The 4,160-nt window shown below is 59.8% G+C and carries 4 protein-coding genes; 1 reads left to right on the top strand and 3 read right to left on the bottom strand.

Annotated features, from left to right (window positions below; all coding sequences use genetic code 11):
* Positions 1–390: 390 nt before the first annotated feature.
* From VGZ23_08830 to VGZ23_08820, 3 genes are all read right to left on the bottom strand, one after another.
* Positions 391–825 (bottom strand): hypothetical protein, encoded by a 435-nt coding sequence (locus VGZ23_08830; protein ID HEV2357696.1) that lies wholly within the window; start codon positions 823–825, stop codon positions 391–393.
* Between the two features lie 942 nt (positions 826–1,767).
* Positions 1,768–2,634, bottom strand: a complete 867-nt coding sequence (locus VGZ23_08825) for a hypothetical protein (protein ID HEV2357695.1) — start codon at positions 2,632–2,634, stop codon at positions 1,768–1,770.
* Positions 2,631–3,350, bottom strand: coding sequence for a GntR family transcriptional regulator (locus VGZ23_08820; GenBank protein ID HEV2357694.1), 720 nt, complete (start codon positions 3,348–3,350; stop codon positions 2,631–2,633). The genes VGZ23_08825 and VGZ23_08820 overlap by 4 nt, the downstream gene beginning before the upstream one ends.
* A gap of 45 nt (positions 3,351–3,395) precedes the next feature.
* Here VGZ23_08820 and VGZ23_08815 point away from each other — a divergent pair.
* Positions 3,396–4,160, top strand: a 765-nt coding sequence (locus VGZ23_08815; protein HEV2357693.1) for an aminotransferase class IV, incomplete at its 3' end; no start/stop codon positions are given.

Genomic DNA, 4,160 nt, shown 5'->3' with positions numbered 1-4,160 from the left:
TTGTTGCCCGGTATGTACATACCGCGGCGGCTCGTTGAAGCGGTACTGGCGGGAGAATCTTCAACCGGACCCCGCGGGGGTCGACTAATCACGTTCGATGGTCTTCGACGACACATCACTAATAGTCTCTTTGCCGAGCTCGTCCGCGATGGCTGGATCGGCACTCGCGGTATTTCGTCAGCCAACATTGCCGAGATCATTCGGGACAGCCTCGCAGCGGGGAAGTCGCTGGTCGTGAGCCTGGGACGGGAAACTGGGAAACCAGCGGATTTGGACGCGACTCGAGCCGAGCTCGGTTTTTGAGTTCACACCATACCGTCGGCTACCACTTGCTACGGTCAAGTTTCACTCTCTTCCACGGTTCCTTTTGGGCGCTTTTGCGACACGTGCCTATTCGCGAAACGTCTTTGGGCGGATACCAAGTGCGTGGGCTGCACACGTAATCTTGGCCACTTCTCGGTGTTGTCCCAGGCCAAGTTTTGGTATCCAGATCACCAAGCTCCCCAGGACATCATGGTGGCGGAACTTCGGAGCTATTTCCGTGAACTGCGCTTGATTGGAGCGCTGCATATCGTAGCCAAATGTGTTGATGAAGGCCATCAAGACCAGGTGGAACGCGACAAGACGGTCCCAACGAAGCCGCTCTACTCCGTAACTCAAACCGTCGAAGAGTTCAAAGACTTGTTTTAGCGACCTTATCTTTCCATTGAACTTCATAAAGCCCTCAAGGCTCACGAAACCGCCATCGGACCAGCACTGGTCGCGGGCCGTCCGCAGAGTGTCCTTGAAAATATGGTCATGCGCGTAAGTGTCATCGTAGCCCAACCCCTCGAAAAGCGAAGCGTCTGTGGCGGCCCAGTACAGTGATTTGCAGACCTTTACGAGTCGAGGTCACCCTTCTCGGCCACTCTGGAATCGACCAATAGTGCTTCCGCCTCAAATCTTCTTTCGATAGAACAGACAGCGAGAAACCTGTAAACGGAAGTAGCGAAGTAGTACTTGTCGCCAATTTTCTCGTAGTTTCCGCGGAGGGCAAGCCATCCCTTAGACTCGTTCTGATATAAATTCCAGAGGCGATGGTTTAGACTTTCGGCTGCCTCGAGCAATTGACCGACGTATCATCCTATTAGATCACGGATTCTACGGCGTTGCTCGTACTCATATTCGAGTTTGAGTTTGTGCGTGATTAGAAGTCGATCCACCGCATATCTTAGCGGACTCGCGAGAATAGTGGTCACGAGAGCTACGAGGGCGGAAATTACCGCGGCGGCGACGGCGGGGTTCGCTCGCGAGAGATCTGGCATTTTCTCAACTCCTACCGTCTCAAGTGGCTCGGATGCTTGAAGTCGGTCATGGCGTTCTTGGTCGTCTGAAGCTGCGAGCGTAGTGGGTTAATCGTGCCCGATGTTCTTGTTGCACGCCAAGAACATCGGGCTGTCCTCCCAGGAAGACACAAAGAGGCAGCTATTTTCGCCATGCCACTCGTCAGTATCCTATCCGTATGCTGGTTGGTCTCCATGGAATTGTCGCTTTCCGTTGGGGCACGCTTGGGGCACGGCCGCCACTGTCACGGTTCCTGCTGAGTACCCTTAGTCTCGGAAATTGGGATTTTGCCCGCATTTTGAGAAGTGGGCGATTCTGTTGGCGTCGGTAGATCGTCAGACACCGCATTCGTAATGCGCACGTCATCGGTTCAAATCCGATCGCCGGCTCCAGTAGAATGAGGGTTTTCGAAAGCCGCCAGTCGTCCAAAACGAGGGTGAACCCTCAACCCTCCCCGGCCTCGAGGCGGGCGATGGCGATGCCGGACTCCCCGGCCACGCTGTAGAGGAGATAACGGACACCGTCTTCAGCGTAGATCGCAGGATCACGAAGCTCCCGGCATGGACCCGATGCCTCCCCGCGCTTCGATGGGCGGAGCGGTAGGCACCCGCCTTCGTCATCGGTGTGGGGCTCCAACAGAACGCGGGGTTCTGATGCGCGCCAGGTGTGCCAGTCACGTCCCAGTTTGACGGTAATAAGCAGCAGGCGTTCCGGGCAGTCGCCGGCGCGGGAGAACACGACGTAGAGGCGGTCGTCTTCAACCCAAAGCGCGACATGGCGAGTATCGGGCGAGAGGATTGCCGGGCCGCGTTCGAATGGCGTGCGGCCCGTGCGGGATCGATAGAGAATGCCGGGCATGGCCACCGCGTACCGCCATCCGTTCCAGTCGAACACCCGCAAATACGACGGTGCGATGATCTCCGGCGCCGGGTGAAAGTTAAGCCCGTCTCGTGAGACGGCGAAGCGCGTCGCCTGCGTTCCGTCCTCGCACATGCCATGGTAGTACATTACGATCTCGCGCGCCCCCTGATCGACGTGGACGTCGGGTGAGGCGATGTGGTCCGTGAACGTCGAGTCGGCCAAATGCAGGGCGCCCGGCCCGTACACTTGCCACGGGCCGGAGAGCGTATCGCCATACGCCAGCCGAATGAACGTGCCTCGATGTGCCGCGAAGTACAGGTAGTACCGGCCGAGCGGGTGCGCGATCCACTCGGGCACGCGGATAAGGGACGGCCCGTTGATGTTGGGGCCGATTGTGCCGTTGATTTTCGGCGTGATGATGGGGCCGGCGCCGAGACGCTCAGCCCTCATGTCCCCCGGCGGGCGCGCCGGGGACTGCGCCGTTGCGCGCTCGGTGCGGCCTTCGCCTGTTCGCTCGCGAACCGCCACAGCAAACGCCCCGCCCGCTCGACATGATCTCGCGTGATGCGTTCCGCGGCATCGTCGTCGCGGCGCTCCAAGGCGTCGAGTAGCGTCCAGTGTTCCCGCTGAGTTTCCAAAAGGTACGCTGGCAAAAAGCGAACCGTCCGTAACTTTAGGCTGCGCTCCGCCATCGACGTGGTGAGCCGTCGAAGAAGCGGGTACGGGCATCGCGAGAAGATCGCTGAGTGAAACTGGAAGTTGAGTTTCGGATAGTCGGCCGACTTCCGGGCGACGGCGCCGTCCATGCGGAGAAGCAGGGCGCGCAGGCTCGCCAGATCGTCTTGGGTCAGTTGGTCCGTCGCAAACCTGACGGCCCGGGACTCCAGGGCCGCGCGGACGATGGATGTCTCGAGGACCTCCTCCGGCGACAGCGTGGCGACGACGGCGCCAACATGCGGCTGGATCTCCAGCCATCCTTCGCCGGCAAGTCGAACGATGGCTTCCCGTACGGGGACCTTGCTCGTTCCGTGAGCTTCGGCGATCTGATCCGCCACCACGCGGCTTCCGGGAGGATATTGGCCGGCGCGAATCGCCTGGCGCAGCTCTTCGTAGACAAGCTGCGTTTTCGTTCGGTAGCCAGCGAGCGCTGAGGATCGGGCGCTCATCGTGTACGACACCCTCTATCGGCGGATTGATATGCGACTTCGCCATTGCTTGACAACGAATTCGCTGAGATAATATCATATCCGATATACGATTTGCAAGGTGGTGCACAAACAATGGCCACGAACGATGGCAACTTGCTGATCTACGTGGACGGAGCGATTGTGCCCCGTGATGAAGCGCGTGTTTCGGTCTTCGACGCGTCGTTTCAGTCGGGCGACGCCGTCTGGGAAGGACTGCGACTCTACAACGGCACCGTCTTCAAGCTCGCTGAGCACCTCGACCGGCTCTACCGGTCGGCGAAGGCCGTGGAAATCGCGATTCCCCTCGACCGCGCGGCACTCTCCGACGCCATCTACGCGACACTGCGGGCCAACAAGTTTCATGACGGCGCGCACACTCGTCTGATGGTCAGCCGCGGCGAGCGGCGCACGTCGGGGATGAACCCGCAGAACGTCGACGGCATCGCCACGATTGTGATCATTCCGGAAGTCAAGCCTGTTCCTGAGGTTCCTCACCCGATCCGGCTCCGTACCGTGGGCATCCGGCGGCCGGAGCCTGACGTCCTTGATCCGAGCGTGCACAGCGCGAACCAGCTCAACAGCATCCTGGCGAAACTCGAGGCCAACCGGGCCGGGGTAGATGGCGCCGTCATGCTTAACCGTGCGGGATTTGTCGCGGAGACCGATTCGTCCAACATTTTCATGGTCCGAGAAGGCGCCGTGATGACGCCGCGGGCCACCGCATGCGTGCATGGGATTACGCGGCGCGCAACTCTTGAGCTGGCGCGAACACGGGGCCGGGAGATACGC

This window comes from bacterium (genome assembly GCA_035945995.1).
Lineage (GTDB): Bacteria > Sysuimicrobiota > Sysuimicrobiia > Sysuimicrobiales > Segetimicrobiaceae > DASSJF01.
The sequence above is the reverse complement of the archived record's forward strand: the minus strand, read 5'-3'. Positions and strand labels throughout refer to the sequence as shown.